The organism is Nannocystis pusilla, from assembly GCF_020073745.1.
Taxonomy (GTDB): domain Bacteria; phylum Myxococcota_A; class Polyangia; order Nannocystales; family Nannocystaceae; genus Nannocystis; species Nannocystis radixulma.
This window is the reverse complement of the sequence record NZ_JAIRAU010000015.1, coordinates 39,040-55,459: the sequence shown is the minus strand read 5'-3', so window position 1 is coordinate 55,459 and position 16,420 is coordinate 39,040. Positions and strand designations below refer to the sequence as shown.

At 70.7% G+C, this 16,420-nt stretch carries 14 protein-coding genes and 2 pseudogenes; 13 read left to right on the top strand and 3 right to left on the bottom strand.

The window, feature by feature from the left end; all coding sequences use genetic code 11:
* Window positions 1-52 precede the first annotated feature (52 nt).
* The 9 genes and pseudogenes from K7C98_RS13555 (at window position 53) to trpS (ending at window position 9,785) form a co-directional block, all read left to right on the top strand.
* Complete coding sequence (locus K7C98_RS13555) at window positions 53-1,774, top strand: alanine/glycine:cation symporter family protein (protein WP_224192053.1); 1,722 nt, start codon at window positions 53-55, stop codon at window positions 1,772-1,774.
* Window positions 1,775-2,188: 414 nt separating this feature from the next.
* On the top strand, window positions 2,189-3,559 hold the full coding sequence (locus tag K7C98_RS13550) for a TrpB-like pyridoxal phosphate-dependent enzyme (protein ID WP_224192052.1): 1,371 nt from the start codon (window positions 2,189-2,191) through the stop codon (window positions 3,557-3,559).
* Between the two features lie 159 nt (window positions 3,560-3,718).
* Window positions 3,719-4,759: pseudogene (locus tag K7C98_RS45495) on the top strand (GAF domain-containing protein); the annotation flags it as partial.
* Between the two features lie 36 nt (window positions 4,760-4,795).
* Window positions 4,796-4,913, top strand: a pseudogene (locus K7C98_RS45490) (hypothetical protein); the annotation flags it as partial.
* Window positions 4,914-5,116: 203 nt separating this feature from the next.
* On the top strand, window positions 5,117-5,812 hold the full coding sequence (locus K7C98_RS45485; RefSeq protein ID WP_431312833.1) for a sensor histidine kinase: 696 nt from the start codon (window positions 5,117-5,119) through the stop codon (window positions 5,810-5,812).
* A complete protein-coding gene (locus tag K7C98_RS13530) occupies window positions 5,809-7,224 on the top strand; it encodes a tryptophanase (protein WP_224192051.1) in 1,416 nt (471 codons plus the stop codon). Before K7C98_RS45485 ends, K7C98_RS13530 begins: the two co-directional genes overlap by 4 nt.
* Before the next feature lie 232 nt (window positions 7,225-7,456).
* Entirely contained in the window at window positions 7,457-7,924 is a 468-nt protein-coding gene (locus K7C98_RS13525) for a response regulator (RefSeq protein WP_096332777.1), read from the top strand.
* Window positions 7,925-8,100: 176 nt separating this feature from the next.
* Entirely contained in the window at window positions 8,101-8,484 is a 384-nt protein-coding gene (locus K7C98_RS13520; protein WP_224192050.1) for a hypothetical protein, read from the top strand.
* A gap of 218 nt (window positions 8,485-8,702) precedes the next feature.
* Entirely contained in the window at window positions 8,703-9,785 is a 1,083-nt protein-coding gene (gene trpS, locus K7C98_RS13515; RefSeq protein ID WP_224192049.1) for a tryptophan--tRNA ligase, read from the top strand.
* Window positions 9,786-10,045: 260 nt separating this feature from the next.
* Here trpS and K7C98_RS13510 read toward each other — a convergent pair whose 3' ends face one another.
* Entirely contained in the window at window positions 10,046-10,798 is a 753-nt protein-coding gene (locus K7C98_RS13510) for a 4'-phosphopantetheinyl transferase family protein (protein ID WP_346660282.1), read from the bottom strand.
* A gap of 89 nt (window positions 10,799-10,887) precedes the next feature.
* Here K7C98_RS13510 and hemH point away from each other — a divergent pair, with 89 nt between their 5' ends.
* Complete coding sequence (gene hemH / locus K7C98_RS13505) at window positions 10,888-11,976, top strand: ferrochelatase (RefSeq protein ID WP_224192048.1); 1,089 nt, start codon at window positions 10,888-10,890, stop codon at window positions 11,974-11,976.
* 559 nt (window positions 11,977-12,535) lie between these two features.
* Here hemH and K7C98_RS13500 read toward each other — a convergent pair.
* On the bottom strand, window positions 12,536-13,078 hold the full coding sequence (locus K7C98_RS13500) for a class IV adenylate cyclase (RefSeq protein WP_224192047.1): 543 nt from the start codon (window positions 13,076-13,078) through the stop codon (window positions 12,536-12,538).
* A complete protein-coding gene (locus K7C98_RS13495; protein WP_346660285.1) occupies window positions 13,075-13,554 on the bottom strand; it encodes an EVE domain-containing protein in 480 nt (159 codons plus the stop codon). Before K7C98_RS13495 ends, K7C98_RS13500 begins: the two co-directional genes overlap by 4 nt.
* Window positions 13,555-13,672: 118 nt before the next feature.
* Here K7C98_RS13495 and K7C98_RS13490 point away from each other — a divergent pair, with 118 nt between their 5' ends.
* The 3 genes from K7C98_RS13490 to K7C98_RS13480 are packed head-to-tail and all read left to right on the top strand — an operon-like array spanning window position 13,673 to window position 16,395.
* Window positions 13,673-14,770 carry an HD domain-containing protein gene (locus K7C98_RS13490; protein WP_224192045.1) on the top strand — a complete coding sequence of 366 codons (1,098 nt, stop codon included), beginning with the start codon at window positions 13,673-13,675 and terminating at the stop codon, window positions 14,768-14,770.
* A 1-nt stretch (window position 14,771) separates the two neighbouring features.
* A complete protein-coding gene (locus tag K7C98_RS13485) occupies window positions 14,772-15,779 on the top strand; it encodes a DUF294 nucleotidyltransferase-like domain-containing protein (RefSeq protein ID WP_224192044.1) in 1,008 nt (335 codons plus the stop codon).
* 19 nt (window positions 15,780-15,798) lie between these two features.
* Window positions 15,799-16,395, top strand: coding sequence for an HAD family hydrolase (locus tag K7C98_RS13480; protein ID WP_224192043.1), 597 nt, complete (start codon window positions 15,799-15,801; stop codon window positions 16,393-16,395).
* Window positions 16,396-16,420: the final 25 nt, after the last annotated feature.

The following is a 16,420-nucleotide window of genomic DNA, read 5'->3' as shown; positions in this document are numbered from 1 at the left end:
CAGCGATTGCGCCGCGCAGCCCGGGCCGCCATGATGCGGCCCTCGTTCGCTCGTGGAGACCCTGCGGATCGTTTTCAACGACTGGCTGACGCCCGTCAACGCGGTGTTGTGGCACGACAGCGTGCTCTACGCCGTGCTGGCCGTCGGCCTCTTGTTCACCGTGTGGAGCGGCTTTTGCCAGTACCACGCGCTCACCCACGGCGTGAAGGTCATCCGCGGCGACTACGACAGGCCCGGCGCGCCCGGGGCCATCAGTCACTTCCAGGCCCTGTCGGCCGCGCTGTCGGCCACCGTCGGCCTCGGCAACATCGGCGGCGTCGCCGTGGCGATCACGCTCGGGGGCCCCGGCGCCGTGTTCTGGATGTGGATCGTCGGCCTCGCCGGCATGGCGCTCAAGACCGTCGAGGTCACCCTGTCGATGCTGTATCGCCGCGTCGACAACCCCGACGAGCCGAACGGCGGGCCGATGTGGGTCGCCGACGACGGCCTGGCCCAGCGCAGCGACAAGCTGCGCCCTGTCGGTCGCGGCCTCGGCGTGCTGTTCTGCATCACCCTCCTCATCAGCACGATCACCGGCGGCAACATGTTCCAGGCGTGGAACGTCGGCATCGTCACCGAAGAGAGCTTCGGCGTGCCGCAGCAGGTCGCCGGCCTCGTCCTCGCCCTCCTCGTCGGCCTCGTCATCCTCGGCGGGATCAAGCGGATCGGCGCCGTCGCCGGCAAGTTGGTCCCGGCGATGTGCATCCTCTACCTCGCCGCCGCGCTGTACGTGCTGGCCGTCCACGTCGCCGACATCCCGGAGATGTTGCGGCTCATCGTCGCCTCCGCCTTCTCCCCGGCCGAGGCCACCGGCGCGTTCGTCGGCGGCACCTCGGGCGCCGCCTTCGTGTGGGGCATGAAGCGGGCGCTGTTCTCGAGCGAGGCCGGCCAGGGCACCTCGCCGATCGCCCACTGCGCCGCCAGGACCGACGAGCCGGTGCGCGAGGGCGTGGTCGCCGGCCTCGAGCCCTTCATCGACACCATCGTCGTCTGCACCCTCACCTCGCTGGTCGTGCTGGCCAGCGGCGCCTGGTGCCGCGAGGGCGAGACCACCCTCCCCGCCCCGCCGGCCGCCGTCGAGATCGAACCTGGCTGTTGGGACCTGTCCGATACGCCATTGCCCGAGAAACATCCGGCTGCGCTGGCGATCGCCGGCAGCGATTGGCGCGAGCGCGACGCCGTGTTCATGCTCGCGCGCTACGGGTCGATCGACCCCGCGACCGGCGGCGACCTGCAGCGGGTGACCGGAACCGTGGTCCTCGGCGCGGGAGATCGCCTCTATGTGAACTGGGATCCCGTCGGCTCGGCCGCCGCGCCGCTCGCCCGCGCGCCTGCGCTCGCAGGCCTCGACGTCTACAAGGACTACGTCGGGGCCGCGCTCACCAGCCACGCCTTCGATCGCGTGGCCCCCGGCCTCGGGAAGTGGCTGGTCGCGGTCGCCTCGTGGCTGTTCGCGGTCTCGACGATGATCTCGTACGCCTACTACGGCGAGCAGGGCATGGTCTACATGGCGGGACGTCGCTCGATCGTCCCGTACAAGATCGTCTACTGCCTGAGCATCCTGCTCGCCTGCGCAGGCTGGATCCGGTCCGAGACGGAGCTCGACAACATCACCTCGGTCGGCACCGGCGTGATGCTGTGGGTCAACATCCCGATCACGCTGCTGTTCGCCGGCGTGGCCATGCGGGCCTACCGCGGCTACTTCGCGCGTGTGCGCGCGGCTCGGCGGCCCTAAGATCGCCCGCCTGCGAGGCCCTGCGGCGCCCGTCGGCCTGCCACGTCACCGGCTCCGCGGGCCCGCGAGGCCGCGACCCGTCCGAGCATGCGTCCTCGATCGGCCCACGCGACGCGCCTGAGGGTCCGCGCTCCACGGCCCTGCGGGTCTGTGACTCCACGCCCGACGGCGTGCATCGGAGGGCGCGTCCACGCGCATGAGCGCTGGCGCATGCGCAGCGGCCGGCGCGCCCCGCGAATTGGGCCGGTGCGCGTGCGCATGGCCGAAAGAACATCCCAGCACCCGTTGCGGCCGCATCGACGAGAGTCGGGTCCCGACGGCCCAACCCGACGGAAGGCGCATCGACCGACCCGCGGGCCTTTGTCGCAGCGTCGCCTCGCGATATAAAGGGCGAGCGAGACTGGAGCGCCGCGAATGACCGAGTCCCTGACGCGTTTTGAACTCCCCCAGAGCGCAATTCCGACACGTTGGTACAACATCCAGGCCGATCTTCCGCGCCCGCTCCCCGTGGTCCTGCACCCCGGCACCAAGAGCCCGGTCACTTCTGACGACCTGGGAGTGCTGTTCCCGCAGGAGATCATCAACCAGGAAGTCTCGCGCGAGCGCTTCATCGAGATCCCGGAGGAGGTCCGCGAGATCTACAAGCTGTGGCGCCCGACCCCCCTCATGCGCGCGCGGCGCTTGGAGAAGGCGATCGGGACCACCGCGAAGATCTACTACAAGTACGAGGGCGTCTCGCCGAGCGGCAGCCACAAGCTCAACACCGCGATCCCGCAGGCGTTCTACAACAAGCAGGCCGGCGTCGTCGGCGTGACCACAGAGACAGGTGCAGGCCAGTGGGGCACGGCCCTGTCGCAGGCGTGCAACTTCTTCAACCTCGAGTGCTACGTCTTCATGGTCAAGGTCAGCTTCGTCCAGAAGCCGTACCGCCGGGCCATCATCCAGAGCTTCGGGGCCAACGTCACCGCCAGCCCGAGCGACAAGACCGAGGCCGGGCGGGCCATCCTCGCCCAGGATCCCGACAGCACCGGCAGCCTCGGCATCGCCATCAGCGAGGCCGTCGAGATGGCGGCCAAGAGCGGCGGCAAGTACAAGTACGCGCTCGGCTCGGTGCTCAACCATGTGCTGATGCATCAGTCGATCATCGGCCAGGAGGCGATGCTGCAGCTCGACCGCGCCGGCGACAGCCCCGACATCGTGGTCGGCTGCGTCGGCGGCGGCAGCAACTTCGCCGGCATCGCCGTGCCCTACCTGCGCGACAAGATCGTCCACGGCCGCAACGTGCGCGTCGTCGCGGTCGAGCCCGCCGCCTGCCCCACCCTCACCCGGGGCGTCTACGCCTACGACTACGGCGACACCGCCGGCATGGCGCCGATGGTCAAGATGCACACCCTCGGCGCCAAGTTCATCCCGCCGCCGGTGCACGCGGGCGGCCTGCGCTACCACGGCGTCGGCAGCGTCATCAGCGAGCTGTACGACCAGAAGCTGATCGAGGCCTACTCGGTGCCGCAGCTCGAGGTCTTCAAGTCGGCCGTGACCTTCCTGCGCGCCGAGGGCATCGTCCCGGCGCCCGAGGCCGGCCACGCCGTCGCTCAGGTGATCCGCGAGGCCATCCGCGCCAAGGAAGAGGGCACCTCGCCGGTGATCCTCTTCAACCTCTGCGGCCACGGCCACTTCGACATGACGGCCTACGACGCCTACTTCCGCGGCGAGCTGACCGACTACGCCTACCCCCAGGCGGCGATCGAGGCGGCCCTCGCCGAGCTGCCGGAAGTCAACATCTGAGCGCGGTATCGTCCGCGACAGACGTCGAGGCGACGCGGTGCGGCCGCGCCGCTTCGTTGTCGCGACCGCGTGTCGACTCGCGACGTCGTCGACCTCTCGTGTGGAGATGCTGCGGACATGCTGTGGTGACCCTTGTTTTTGCGCCTCGCTTCTCCGACCATGGTGAACACTGTGCAGGCGGATGACGCAGCCAGCACCGCCACCTCGGGTGGCGCGGCGCAACCCTCCGGGTCGGGACCCGATCCGTCGCCTCGCGTCGAGTCGTCCGCGCCGCTGCTGCTGTGCTCGCCCGCCTTCGCCGGCTCGGTGACCGCCGCCGCGTGCCGCTCGGCCGGTGAGCTGCGGCCGGTCACGTCGCGCGAGCTCGGCACCGCCGTCGCCGCGCGTCGCCCTGGTCGCGCCTGCGTCGTCCTCCTCGACGAGCACCTGCTCGGCGACGACGGCCGCGTCGAGCTGCAGCCCGTCGGCCCGACGCGGCTCATCAGCCTGTTGCCCGGCTCCGCGGCCGAGGTCATGCAGCAGCGCTTCGGCGACGCGGTCTCGGCCATCCTGTCCCCAGAGCCAGGTGCCGCCGCGCTGCTGGTCGCCATCCGCACCGCCCTGCGCGACGCCGCCGCCGACGATCGCCTGCACGCCCTCGAGGCCGAGCGCCGCCGCCTCGCCGGCGAGATCACCAAGCTCAACCGGATCGGCATCGCCCTCTCGACCGAGCGCGATCAGGAGCGGCTGCTCAACTTCATCCTCACCACCGCCCGCGACTTCACCTGCTCCGACGCCGGCTCGCTCTACATCGTCGAGAAGGACGCCGCCGGCACCAAGCGCCTGCGCTTCAACAACTCGCAGAACGACTCGCTGCCGCACCTCGAGCTGGTCAAGTTCACCATCCCGGTCAGCAAGAGCACCCTCGCCGGCTACGTCGCCGTCACCGGCGAGCCGGTCAACATCCCCGACGCCTACCTGCTCGATCCCAAGGCCGAGTACAGCTTCAACCCCGCCTTCGACCAGCGGACCGGCTACCGCACGCGCAGCATGCTCGTGCTGCCGATGAAGAACCAGGACGACCAGGTCATCGGCGTCCTCCAGCTCATCAACCGCAAGATCTCGCGCACCGCCACGCTGACGGCCGCCGACATCGACAACGTCGTCCTGCCCTACGACGACGCCGCGCTCGAGCTGACGCTCTCGCTCGCCAGCCAGACCGCGATCTCGCTGACGAACACCCAGCTGTTCGAGGGCCTCAAGGATAGCCTCGTCGAGCTCAAGCAGACCCAGGCGCAGCTGGTCCAGGGCGAGAAGCTCGCCAGCCTCGGCCAGCTGACCGCCGGCGTCGCCCACGAGATCAACAACCCGCTGGCGTTCAGCCGCAACAACACGCACCTCGCCCACGAGCGCGTGACCAAGGTGTCGCGGCGGCTGGCGGTGCAGCGCTGGCTCGACGCCGGCAGCGGCGGCGATCCCCAGGCGCGCGTCGCCGCGGCCCGGGCGATCCTCGACAAGCTCAAGGAAGACAAGGACCTCGGCCCCGACGCCAAGGACGTGATCGCCGACCTCGGCAGCATGCCGGCGCCGAAGCAGCTCGAGCTGGTGAAGATGTTCTTCAGCTACGTCAGCCAGAGCCGCGAGCAGAAGGAAGGCTCGATCGACGAGGTCCTCGCGCGCACGCAGAAGGTGCTCGAGGAGTGCTTCATCGGCCTCGATCGCATGGCGGAGATCGTCCTCGGTCTCCGCAACTTCGCCCGCCTCGACGAGGCGCAGTTCCAGAACGCCGACATCGACGAGGGGATCCGGCAGACCCTGATGATCCTCTCCAACAACGCGCGGGACAAGGGCGTCAAGCTGACGTCCGATCTCACGCTCACGCGCCCCTACGCCTGCTTCCCCGCCAAGCTCAACCAAGTGGTACTCAACCTCGTGAACAACGCGATCGACGCCACCCCGCGCGGGGGCGAAGTTCACGTCGACACGCGGGTCAACGGTGCCTGGGTCGAGATCGCGGTGAGGGATGACGGCGAGGGCATTTCGGACGCCAACATCTCGAAGATCTTCGACCCGTTCTTCACCACCAAGCCGGTCGGCAAGGGCACGGGTCTGGGCCTGTCGATCAGCTATCGAATCGTGATGGAGCACCAGGGAACGATCGCAGTGACGCGCAACGAAACGGCGGGGGTAACCTTCCTCATTCGGATCCCGACCGAGCCCAAGGACCCGGGCACGAGGACCGAAGGGGCCGCCAAGGCCGCGGAGAGCCCATGAGCAGAGCCAGACAGATCATCCCGTACAAGGCGAAGGTCGTCGAGCCGATCGCGCTGCTCCCTTATGAGGAGCGGGTCCGGCGGATCGAGGCGTGCGGCAACAACTTGTTCCGCCTCGCATCGCACGACGTGTACATCGACCTCGTGACCGACTCCGGCACCGGAGCCCTCTCGGCGGCCCAGCTCGGCCGCATGATGATCGGCGACGAGGCGTACGCGGGGTCGCGCTCCTTCTTCGAGATGGAGCGGCAGATCCGCGAGACGATGGGGTACCGCTACACGATCCCGGTGCACCAGGGTCGCGCGGCCGAGCGTGTGCTCGACTTCGTGCTGATCAAGAAGCACATGATCGTGCCGGGCAACTCGCACTTCGACACGACCAAGGCGCACATCGAGTTCGCCGGCGGCCGCGCGATCGACTGCACGATCGACGCCGGCCGCAGCTCGACGGGCTACCACCCGTTCAAGGGCGACGTCGACCTCGCGCGGCTCGAGAGCGTCATCCGCGAGTACGGCCCGCGCCACGTCGCCTACATCCTGATGACGGTGACGTGCAACTCGGGCGGCGGTCAGCCGGTGTCGATGGAGAACATCCGCGAGGTGCGGCGGATCGCCGACCAGTACGGCCTCCTCGTCATCCTCGACGCCGCGCGCTTCGCCGAGAACGCGTGGTTCATCAAGCACCGCGAGCCCGGCTACGCGACCAAGACGATCCAGGAGATCGTCGCCGAGATGTGCAGCTACACCGACGCGGCGATCATGAGCGCCAAGAAGGACGCGCTGGTGCCGATGGGCGGCTTCATCGCGGTGCGCGACGACCTGCTGTACGAGCGGCTCAAGGCCCCGACGATCCTGTTCGAGGGCTTCTACACCTACGGCGGCATGTCGGGCGCCGACATGGAGGCGCTCGCGCAGGGCCTCCGCGAGGTCACCGAGGAGCCGTACCTCACCTACCGCATCGGCCAGGTCAAGCGCTTCGGCGAGCTGTTGATGGCGGCGGGCATCCCGCTGGTCGAGCCGCTCGGCGGTCACGCCGTGTTCATCGACGCGCGGCGGTTCTTCCAGCACGTCCCCGAGGACGAGTTCCCGGCGCAGCTGCTGTGCGTCGAGCTCTACAAGGAGGGCGGTGTGCGCGCGGTCGAGGTCGGAAGCGTGCTCATCGGCCGCGACCCGGACACCGGCGAGAACATCCGCCCCAACCTCGACCTGTGCCGGATCACCATTCCGCGCCGCGTCTACACCATGGAACACCTCGAGTACGTCGCCGACGTGGTGCGTACTGTGTTCGAAGAGAAGGGCCAGCGCATGCGCCACGGCCTTCGCTTCGAGGTCGAAGCCCCTGGAATTCGCCACTTTGCGTCCACTTTCCGCTACGTGCGCGGGTCGGACGGTGGTACAGGAGACTTACCGTGAGCACTCACGCGCGAAAAGGCCCCAGCTGGCCTCACGGGCCGCTTCTCCGGCCGTCTGGGCTCCTCGGCCCCGGCTGCATTCACCAGCGCTCCAGCGAGCTCGTGACGGGCTTGCTGTCGAGCCTTGCATCGAGGATGCGCCCCTGCCACCATGCGCGAACGGAGCAGACTCTCTCTCGCATCGAGGGTTCCCCGCGCTACGACCGGTTGCCCAGCGAGAAGCGAGGTATTGCATGAGTTGGAAGGAATTCCAGAAGACCGGGACGATCGGCCAGGAGGACAAGCAGGTCCTCTCGTTGCTCATCGTCGATGACGAGCGGGGCATCCTCAACACGCTGGAGGAGAGCTTCCGCGACATGTTCAAGGTCTACACCGCCAACTCGGGCACCGAGGCGCTGCAGATCTTCCGCGCCAACGAGATCCAGTTGGTGCTCAGCGACCAGCGCATGCCGGAGATGACGGGTGTCGAGCTGTTCGGCAAGCTCAAGGAGATCAACCCGACGCCGGTGCGGATCCTGATCACCGGCTACTCCGACATTAACGTGGTTATCCGCGGTCTCAACGAGGGTTTGATGTGGCAGTACGTCACGAAGCCCTGGGACACCGAGGATCTCAAGGCGCTGTTGCGACGGGCTGCGAAGCACTACCTCAAAGAGACGCAGCAAGATGCGCCGCCGCCGATCCGCGGCCTGAGCTTCTGAGGCGCCGCGCCTCCGCGGCTCGTGACCGCAAGGCTTGTGGGCTCCACGGGCCTTGCGGTCGCCCTCCGGCGCATTTGGACGAATGTCCGGATCGTGCAAAAAAATGATAGATCGTAGCCCCGCGCCACGGCTACCATGACCTGGCCCCGACTGCACGGATCACGAAGGAACTCGAAATGAATCTCAAAGTCGTAAACCAACTGCTCGCTGAGGTCGAAGACGGTCTGATGGGCGGCCTGGCCGCGTCCGACGTCTTCAGCAAGACATCCGGCATGTCGGTCGCCGGCGTTCGCAGCAGCCCCAAGGCATGCGCGCTCTTCAACATCCTTTGTGAGCGCATCATGGAGACGATCAAGAAGTCGGGTCTGCCCGTCCCCGACTATCTGAACGAGACCATGCTCCGCCTCGGCGATGAGGGCGTCGTCATGATCGTGGTGGTCGACCTGACGGACAAGTACCGCTGGGGTATGGCCGTCGACTGCAGCAAGGCCCAGCTGGGCATCCTCGTCAGCGTCGTGCTCCCCGACATCAAACCGCGCCTGCGGGAAGCGTTGCGCTGAGCCGACGGGCTCGCGGTGGCGTAGTGACAGTGGAGCGCAGATGCGCCGTGACCGCCTGGCGGTCGCGGCGCTCTGCGTTTGGTCCGTCGCTGTCCGCAGCGCACCGCTCGAGTCGCAGGTCCACGCACAGCTGTCCGATCGGACAGCTGTGAGTCGTTCCGCCCCGCGCGAACCCGGCGGCTTGACACTTGCGCCAGGCGCCATGAACCTTGAGCTCGATGGACGCTCGCAAACCGCGATTGCTCACTGGTGACCGCCCCACGGGGCCGCTTCACCTCGGTCACCTCGTCGGCACCTTGCAGAGCCGGGTCAAGCTGCAGGAAAGCCACGAGTGCTTCATCATCGTCGCCGACCTGCACTCGCTCACGACCCGCTCGCGGCGCGACGAGATTGCTCGCCTGCCCAACCACGTCCGCGACGTCGTGCTCGACATGTTGAGCGTCGGCGTCGACCCTGGCCGTTCGACCATCTACCTCCAGTCGGGCGTTCCGGCCGTCTACGACATCGCCATCCTGCTGCAGATGCTCACCCCGGTGGCGCGCCTGTCGGGCATGCAGTCGATCCACGACATGGCGAAGAACGCCGGCCTCGGCGACGCCGATGTCCCGCTCGGTCTGCTCGGTTACCCGGTGCTGCAGGCCGCCGACATTCTCATGGCCAACGCCGAGTTGGTCCCGGTCGGCGCCGACAACGAGATCCACGTCACCCTCGCCCGTGACATCGCCCTGCACTTCAACGACGCCTACGGCCAGGTGTTCGCCGTGCCCTCGCCGACGGTCTCGGCCACGCCCGCGCTGCCCGGCGTCAACACCGTCGCCGGCGGTGCCGACCGCAAGATGTCGAAGTCGGCCGGCAACGCGATCTGGCTCAAGGACTCGCCCGACGAGGTCGCCCGCAAGATCCGCACCCTGCCCGGCCCGGCCCCCGGCGAGTCGACCAGAGCCCCGCTGTTCCGCTTCGCCGAGGCGTTCATCCGCGACGCCGACGAACTGGCCAACCTGCACGCCGAGTACGACCGCGGCGCGATCGGCTTCGCCGCCGTGCAGGACCGCGTCATCGAGGCGCTCGAGAAGACCCTCGTGCCGATCCGCGAGCGCCGGGCCGAGTTCGCGGCCGACCAGCACCGCACCGAGGAGATCATCGTCGACGGCACCATCACCGCCCGCAAGGTCGCCTACGAGACCCTCGGCAAGGTCCGCGACGCCATGGGCCTGGAGAACCTGTGGTCCGGCCTCGTCCACGCGACCCAGTCGCGCGCCGAGGAGCGCAAGAAGCCGTTCTATCAGAACCAGAAGGGCTGACGGCCACGAGCGCCGCCGCTCTCGGGTCGACGTCCCCTGACCCGAGAGCCAGCCGGCGCCACGCGGGGCCGCCACCTTCTCCGCAGCGCGACCCGGGGACGGCGCAGCGGGGAGCAGCGGGGGCTCTGCACCTGGCGCGCAGACGCCGGTCTGCGGCGTCGAGCACCTGGTGTGGAAGGACCCGCGTCGCAGGGGCCCGCTGCGCCCGTCTCCGGGCCCCCCGGCGCCGCTCTCCACGCCCCGCGCCCTTGGTTGCGGCCTCAGCCCAGCCGTCCGGGCGCCGCCGGCCCGACCCACCGATAGCTGACCTTTGGGGCATGTCCTTCGGGCAAGCGGACCGCCAGCGCCAGGCGGTGCCGCGGCGTCGGGTCCTCGAGGCGGAACTGCCAGCCCGCGCGCGGGTCCCCGAGCGACGCGTCGATCGCCAGGTCGATCGCCGCCCGGCCGCGCGACAGGTCGTACGCGAACGCGTCGAGCGGGATCGCCAGCCCCATCCCGCGCGCCTTGATGTACGCCTCCTTGAGCGTCCACAGGTCGAAGAAGCGGGCTCGTCGTTGCTCCTCCGGCAGCGCCATCAGGCTCGCCACCTCCGACGGCGCGAAGAAGTGGTCGGCCACCTCCTCCGGCCGCGAGCGGCGCTCTGCGTCCTCGACGTCGACCCCGACCTCGCCGGTCCGCGTCACCGCCAGGGCCGCCAGCCCGTCGGTGTGCGACAGGTTGAACTCCACGCGCTCGCCCGCGATCACCAGCGCCGGGCGTCCGTACTGGTTGGCCGAGAAGCACAGCTCGCTCGCCGCGATCCCGGTGTAGCCGGCCAGGATCTGACGCACCAGCACCCGCGCCACCGCGAACTGCCGCCGGTTGCGCTCGAACACGAAGCGATCCTGGCGCGCCTGCTCCTCCGCGTTCATCAGCCCGCGCGCCGCCGCCAGCCAGTCGGCGTCGACCGTCGTTTCGGCGGCGCACAGCCACACATGGACCTCGCCCGGCGGAAGGCTCGTCTGCGGCGTCACGCCCGTCACCGTGGCGCGCGCGCCGGCCCCGCGTCAAGCGAGCGGCCCAGTTGCGGGCCTCGCCGAACCGCGCCACGATGCCGCCGCGCATGCGACCCGAACCGAAGCTCGGCGTCCTCCTCGTCAACCTCGGCACGCCCGACGCGCCGCGCGCCCCCGCGGTGCGCCGCTACCTGCGCGAGTTCCTGTCCGACCCGCGCGTCCTCGACATCTCCGCCCTCGGGCGCTGGCTGCTGCTCCACCTGTTCATCCTCCCCTTCCGCCCCGCCCGCTCGGCCGCCGCCTACCGCACCGTGTGGGGTCCTGACGGCTCGCCCCTGCTGCACCACTCGCGCCGCCTCACCGAGGCCCTGCGCGTCGCCATGCCCGACGTCGACATCGAGCTCGCCATGCGTTACGGCGAGCCCTCTCTGCGGAGCGGCCTCGACGCCCTGCGCGCGCGCGGCTGCGACCGGATCGTCGCCGTCCCGCTGTACCCGCAGTACGCCGCCAGCTCCACCGGCTCCACCGTCGAGGCGCTCTACCGCGCCGCCGGCGAGCCGTGGAACACCCCCTTCCTCACCATCGTCCCGCCGTTCTACGACCACCCCGCCTTCATCGACGCCCTCGCGCGCGTCGGCGCACCTGTCCTCGAGGACTTCCGCCCCGACCACGTCATGTTCAGCTTCCACGGCATCCCCGAGCGCCAGGTCAAGAAGAGCGACCCGAGCGGCGCTCACTGCCTCACCCGGCCCGGCTGCTGCGACAGCATCGGCGTCAACAACCGCAACTGCTACCGCGCCCACTGCGTCGCCACCGCCGGCGCCCTGCGCGACCGCCTCGGCCTGCGGCGCGAGGCCACCACGATCTGCTTCCAGTCGCGGCTCGGCCGCACCCCGTGGATCCAGCCCTTCACCGACGTCGAGCTCGTCGCCCTCGCGCACCGCGGTGTCCGCCGCCTCGCCGTGTTCTGCCCCGCCTTCGTCGCCGACTGCCTCGAGACCCTCGAGGAGATCGGGATCCGCGCCGCCGAGGCCTTCAAGGCCGCGGGCGGCGAGGACCTGCGCCTGGTCCCCTGCCTCAACGATCACCCCGTGTGGGTCGCCGCGCTCGCCATCATCATCCGCGAGTCCGCCCCGCACCCGCGCGCCCTACCTGTCCTCACGGACAGCTCCTCCGCCGCCCCGCTGTCCGCCTGAGCGCCGCACCTGTCCCGCAGGACATCCGCCTCGTCGCCCCGGCCTGACCTCCGCTCGTCGACGAATTCGTCGATGAGCGTGAATTCCGAGCGGCGACGAGCGCGGCCGCCCCACTCGCCGCAGGGCGGCCCGGGGACGCCGCGGGGGCTCTGCACCTGGCGCGCAGACACCGGGCCTCTCCTCGCACACGCCACCATGAGCGCGACCTCCGAGCGGCGACGAGCGGGGCCACCATGCTCTCCGCAGACGCCCAGGCCTCTCCTCGCACGCGCCACCTTGAGCGCGCCCTCCGAGCGGCGACGAGCGGGGCCACCACACTCTCCGCAGGGCGGCCCGGGACGGCGCAGCGGGAAGCAGCGGGGGGCTCTGCACCTGGCGCGCAGACGCCGGGCCTATCCTCGCACACGCCCCACCCGCCTGCGGCGTCGAGCACCTGGTGTGGAAGGACCCGCGTCGCAGGGACCCGCTGCGCCGTCCCCGGGCCGCCCCGCCACGCTCTCCACGCCCCGCGCCTCCGGACGCGCCTCTCCGCCCCCGGGGCGCTCGATCGCCCCGCCCCTCACAGCCCGAGCAGGTCCGCGTAAGCCACCGGCACCACGCTCGCGTCCGCCAGCCCGAGCGCCGCCTGCAGCGCCGCCACCCGCGCGTGCGCCTCCGCGTCGGTCTCGCCGGGGAGCATCACCGCCTCGAACTCGATGAACGACCCCAGCCCCTCGACCGCATCGAGGTGGATCCGCACGTTCTTCCACATCCACAGCTCGCGCCGCTTCGCCACCACCCCGCGGATCCCCAGCGCCGCCGCCAGCGCCGCGATCAGCGCCTGCGGCTCGATCACCCGCACCACGTGGTAGCGGCTCTCGCGGGCCTCGCCGACGTCGGACCGCTCGTACGGGATCAGCTCCGCATCCGACCTGTCCTCCGAGTCCTGTCCCTCGCGCCATGTCCGTTCACGCAGCTTCAACCGCCCCTGGCGCGCGTGAAAGAACGTGTCGCGCTGGTGCTCGACGCGGACGAACCGCGCCCCGTGGCGCTCCGCCGCCGCCCGCGCCGCCTCGAGGTCGGCGCAGCGGGCCTTGAGCTCGATGTTGCGGGCCGCGCTCATCCCCGGGCCTCCGCCGGCTTCGCGCCGGCCTTCTTGAGCACCCGCTCGAAGTGCTTGTCGGCGACCGCCTGCACGCTGAGGCGCTGGCCCTTCTGCACCACCAGCATGTCCTTCAGCGCCTTGTCGGCCTTGAGCTCGGCCAGCGTGACCATGCGGCCCCACTTCTCGACGAACTCGACGTCGACCAGGATCCAGCGCGGCGCCTCGCGCGTCGACTTGGGGTCGAAGTACTCGCTCTTGTCGTCGAACTGGGTCGGGTCCGGGTACGGCGCGCTGCACACGCGGGCCAGCCCCACCGCCCCGGCGGGCTCGACGCTCGAGTGGTAGAAGATCACCAGGTCGCCGATCTTCATGTCGTCGCGCATCGAGTTGCGGGCGGTGTAGTTGCGCACGCCCTCCCACGCCGTCTTGCCCATGCGCTGCAGGTCGTCGATGGAGAACACGTCGGGCTCGCTCTTCATGAGCCAGTGGCGGATCTTCGCGCTCTTCTTCGTCACGCCTCGCCTGATTCGCAGAGCGCGCGCCGGTTTGCAAGCGGCCGCGGCGACCCCACCCCTTGGCAGCTTCGCGGGCCTGTGCCAGCGTCCGGGGGCCGTGTCTGCCCCCCCGGCCCTCGTCCGCCTGCTCGGCGCCCCGCTGCTGGACTCGCCGTGGGTGCAGCGCCTCGCCCGGATCAGCTTCCTCGGCACCCTCGACTGGCACCCGCGCAGCCACGACCCGGCCACCCGCCTCGATCACTCGCTCGGCGTCGCCGCCCTCGGCCGGCGCTTCGGCGCCGCCCTCGAGCTCGCGCGCGGCGACCTGCGCCACTTCGTCGCCGCCTGCCTCTTGCACGACATCGGCCACTTCCCGCTGTCGCACGCCGCCGAGCCCGGCTTCGAGCGGGCCCTCGGCGTCGCGCACCACGGCGTCAGCGAGTGGATCGTCCTCGGCAACGGCGCCATCCCGGAGGCCCTCTCGCTGCGCCCCGTCCTCCGCGCCGTCGACCTCGACCCCGAGCGCGTGTGGGCGATCATCGGCGGCCGCGACGACGGCCTCGCGCTCGACCTCTCGGCCCTCTTGCTCGCGCCGATCAACCTCGACACCCTCGACGGCATCGTCCGCACCGCCCGCACCTTCGGCCGCGCCGGCGTCCGCCTGCCGCGCGCCGTGTTCGTCCGCCACGGCCGCGAGCTGCTCATCGACGCCGACGCCCTCCCCGTCATCGACCGCTTCTGGGCCCTCAAGGACCGGATCTACAGCGAGGTCATCAACCTCCCCTCCAACATCGTCTGCGAGGCCGAGCTGTCGCGCGCCGTCGCCGACGCCTTCGACGCGCGGGTGTTCGCCCGCTTCGCCGACTTCGACGACGCCGCCCTGCGGGCCCTCGCCGACGCCCACGCGCGCCGCAGCGGCCTGTCCGAGGGGCAAGACGACCGCTTTCAGCGCACCCGCGTCCCGCCCGAGGCCGGCGACGACGTGGTCCCGCGCGTGCACAAGCGCTACTTCGTCGACACCAGCGTCGAGGCCGGCCCGCACGGCCTGCCGCGCAAGCAGTGGTCGCGCCGCTACCGCCACACCCGCCAGCTCGCGTTCGTCAGCCCGCGCCACGCCGCCGCCCAGCTGACGCTCCCCATCGGTCTCGACGACCATGTCCACCAGGACATGTCCCGATGGACAGTCTTACCCGGCGCCGAGGGCCCGGAGATCTGACGTGCGCGGCCCGGTCGACTACCGCCCTCTCCTCACCGAGCTCGGCCTGACCGACGCCGACGCCGTCCACGTCCTCGAAGCCGCCGCCGGCTCGCACACCCGCCTCGCCGAGCTGCGGCGCCTGCTCGCCGGCCTCGTCCCGCCCGGCTGCGCCGCCTTCGCGCTCGGCTCGCTCGGGCGCCACGAGTCGAGCGCCCTCAGCGACCTCGACCTCGCCGTCGTCTACCGCCGCGGCGCCTGCGACCCCGACGCCGCCCGCAGCGCGCGCGAGGCCGTCGCCGCCGTCCTGCGCCGGCGCGGCTACGACGTCCCCGACAAGACCTTCCACAGCGCCGTCGCGCTCGACGACCTGCTCGGCGACATCGGCGGCCGCGGCGACAGCAACGACCACCTCACCTACCGCGCCCTCCTCCTCACCGAGGGCGCCTGGCTCGCCGACGCCGCCGACGCCGCCGCCGTCGTCGACGCCGTGTTCGGCGCCTACGCCGGCGGCGCCACCACCCGCGGCCGCTACCTCACCTCGCTGAGCAACGACCTCCACCGCTACTACCGCACGATCTGCGTCGACTACCGGTTCAAGGTCGAGAACGCCGGCAAGCACTGGGCCGTCCGCTACTTCAAGCTCCGCCACTCGCGGAAGCTGTGGCACCTCGCCAACCTCGCCGTGTTCTGTCGCGCCGCCCTCCTGCCCGACGACGCCCGCGACGGCTGGCTCGCCGAGATGTTGCCGCAGCCGCCGCTCCTGCGCACCGCCGAGGCCCTGCGCCCGCTCGGCGGCCTCCCCCTGTGCGCCGGCCTCGTCACCGCCTACGACGCCTTCCTCGCCGCCCTCGCCGACCCCGACACCCGCGGCGCCCTCGACCTCCTCGCCTACGACGCGCGCGAGGCCTCGCCGGTGTTCCGCCGCCTCCGCGCCGGCGCCGAGCGCTTCGACGTGGCCGCCACCGCCGTCGTCGGCCACCTGTGGCAGCGCTCCCCCGATCACCTGGTCCGCTACGGCCTGCTCTGAAGCACATGTCCACAAGGACATGATAGACGACCAGGCCTTCAAGAACATGTCCGAACATCCAACCCAATCCGCCGACCTGCCGCTGGTCGCCTTCGATCTGATCGGCGTGCTCGCCGAGCCCTCGTGGCGGGAGATCCACGGCGCCCCCGACCGCGAGCGCTGGCACCGCCTGCGGATCGGCGCCATCGACGAGGACGCGTTCTGGGACCGCGACGCCGCGGCGGCCTACCGGGCCTGCCTGCGCTTGCGGACAGATCGCCTGGCCCTCGTCTCGCGGGTGCGCGCGCGCGGCCACAGGATCGCGCTCGCCACCAATTTCGCAAGCGCGTGGCTCGCCGTCGTCCGCGAGCGGCTCGGCGACGCCGGCCTCGTCGATCACTGGGTGTGCAGCGGGGAGCTCGGCGTCGCCAAGCCCGATCCTCGCTTCTGGGCCCACCTTCGCGGCCTCGCGTCCGCCGTCGTCGTCGTCGACGATCAGCGGGACAACATCGAGGCCGCGCGCGTGGCCGGTCTCACGGGCGTGTGGGCGCTCCCGGGCGGCGACCTCGAGGCCCGGCTCCTCGCCGCTCTCGCCCCCGGCGCTGCGGGGCCCGCCGACCGCCGCCTCGCCCGTTGACGGCGACGCCCGCCCGGTCGATCCT

Coding starts and splice junctions, on each gene's coding strand:
- K7C98_RS13550 (WP_224192052.1), top strand. CDS start 2,189: ATGACCGAGTCCCTGACGCGTTTTGAACTCCCCCAGAGCGCAATTCCG.
- K7C98_RS45485 (WP_431312833.1), top strand. CDS start 5,117: ATGCCGGCGCCGAAGCAGCTCGAGCTGGTGAAGATGTTCTTCAGCTAC.
- K7C98_RS13530 (WP_224192051.1), top strand. CDS start 5,809: ATGAGCAGAGCCAGACAGATCATCCCGTACAAGGCGAAGGTCGTCGAG.
- K7C98_RS13525 (WP_096332777.1), top strand. CDS start 7,457: ATGAGTTGGAAGGAATTCCAGAAGACCGGGACGATCGGCCAGGAGGAC.
- K7C98_RS13520 (WP_224192050.1), top strand. CDS start 8,101: ATGAATCTCAAAGTCGTAAACCAACTGCTCGCTGAGGTCGAAGACGGT.
- trpS (WP_224192049.1), top strand. CDS start 8,703: ATGGACGCTCGCAAACCGCGATTGCTCACTGGTGACCGCCCCACGGGG.
- hemH (WP_224192048.1), top strand. CDS start 10,888: ATGCGACCCGAACCGAAGCTCGGCGTCCTCCTCGTCAACCTCGGCACG.
- K7C98_RS13500 (WP_224192047.1), bottom strand. CDS start 13,078: ATGAGCGCGGCCCGCAACATCGAGCTCAAGGCCCGCTGCGCCGACCTC.
- K7C98_RS13480 (WP_224192043.1), top strand. CDS start 15,799: ATGATAGACGACCAGGCCTTCAAGAACATGTCCGAACATCCAACCCAA.